Source organism: Mesorhizobium sp. M7A.F.Ca.US.005.03.2.1 (genome assembly GCF_003997795.1).
In the GTDB taxonomy this organism is placed as follows: domain Bacteria; phylum Pseudomonadota; class Alphaproteobacteria; order Rhizobiales; family Rhizobiaceae; genus Mesorhizobium; species Mesorhizobium ciceri.
The window spans coordinates 1-1308 of the sequence record NZ_RZRP01001234.1 but is presented as its reverse complement, the minus strand read 5'-3'; the positions used below and the strand labels follow the sequence as shown (position 1 = coordinate 1308).

Here is a 1308-nt window from a genome sequence, read left to right as displayed (position 1 = left end):
GTCTACGACGTCTGGCTGAAGGCCTGCAAGCAGAAGTCGGATGTGCCGGCGCCCGACGGAGCCAAGGCTGACGCAACCAAAGCGGAGGCTCCCAAGCCCGCCGCAGCCAAACCGGAAGCCGCGACCACTCCGGACGTCACAACGCCTGATGTGACGGAGCCGGACGCTTCGGAACCCGATACTACCGACACCAACTGATCCCCCGGAACCGTCCTGGCCACAATGCGTTGGGCCACGGACGAGCGCACATTCATGCGTAAGGAGGATCTTCCGATGTCAGACAGCAAACGGATCACGGCTAGCAAGGCCGAATTGCTGGAACTCGAAAAGGGATTCTGGACGGGCGACTCCGCCTACTACGCGGCCAACGCCGACACCGAATGCCTGGTGGCATTTCCGCAGATGGCACAGGCGATGGACAATGCGGATCTGGCCAAGACCGCGGCCAAGCCCAACCGCTGGCGCAACCTGCGAATGGATCTCAAGGGCATTATCGAGCCGGGCAGCGACATCATCATGCTGACTTACGAGGCGCGTGCGACACGGGAAAATGGCGAGGCTTATGCCGCGCTGGTCAGCACCGGCTACGTCCATCGCGCCAACGGCTGGAAGATGATGTTCCATTCGCAAACGCCATTGGAAGCCGCTACCGGGAAGTAGGCTCAATCCTCAGGGATAGAATATTGCCTCGCCCTTCAACGCATCGGCGAGCATCTTCTCATACTTGCCGCGCGGCACGTCGACCGCGCCGAACCGCTTGAGGTGCTCGGTGGTGAACTGCGTATCAAGCAGAGCAAAGCCCCGCGCCTTCAAACGCTCGACGAGGTAGAAGAGGCAGGTCTTGGAAGCGTCCGTCTCTCTGGCGAACATGCTCTCGCCAAAAAACACCCGGCCGAGCGACACGCCATAGAGGCCGCCGACCAGCCGGTCCTCACGCCACGCTTCGACCGAATGACAATGGCCTATCCGATGCAACTCGATATAGGCTTCGCGGATCGGCGCATTGATCCAGGTCGAGCGCCGCTCCGCGCGCTTTTCGGCGCAGCCGTCGATGGTCGCCTCGAAATCGAAATCGAAACGGATGTCGAAGGGATGTTTCTTGATCGTTTTCCAGAGACTTTTCGGCGTGTGAAAGCCGTCAAGCGGGATGATGCCACGTGTCTCCGGCCGCACCCAGAACACCTCCGGGTCGCCGGCACTTTCTGCCATTGGGAAGACGCCCGAGGCGTAGGCCTTGAGCAGCAGGTCGGTGGGGATGCGATAGCCGGGCGCGTAGGGGCGGGTCATCGCGTCTCCGCGCTACTCTTC

2 protein-coding genes and 1 pseudogene are annotated in these 1308 nt (G+C 61.5%); 2 read left to right on the top strand and 1 reads right to left on the bottom strand.

What is annotated here, in order from left to right:
• Both EN991_RS36585 and EN991_RS36580 read left to right on the top strand, forming a co-directional pair.
• Nucleotides 1–198 (top strand): annotated as a pseudogene (locus EN991_RS36585) (DUF2155 domain-containing protein); the annotation flags it as partial.
• 75 nt (nucleotides 199–273) lie between these two features.
• Nucleotides 274–660, top strand: coding sequence for a hypothetical protein (locus EN991_RS36580; protein WP_013531355.1), 387 nt, complete (start codon nucleotides 274–276; stop codon nucleotides 658–660).
• Nucleotides 661–669: 9 nt separating this feature from the next.
• Here the strand turns inward: EN991_RS36580 and aat are convergent, their stop codons facing one another.
• Nucleotides 670–1287, bottom strand: coding sequence for a leucyl/phenylalanyl-tRNA--protein transferase (gene aat, locus EN991_RS36575; protein ID WP_024503883.1), 618 nt, complete (start codon nucleotides 1285–1287; stop codon nucleotides 670–672).
• Between the last annotated feature and the right edge of the window lie 21 nt (nucleotides 1288–1308).

Bases quoted from the DNA above. Each gene is read 5' to 3' on its own strand.
- aat (WP_024503883.1), bottom strand. From the start codon at position 1,287: ATGACCCGCCCCTACGCGCCCGGCTATCGCATCCCCACCGACCTGCTG.
- EN991_RS36580 (WP_013531355.1), top strand. From the start codon at position 274: ATGTCAGACAGCAAACGGATCACGGCTAGCAAGGCCGAATTGCTGGAA.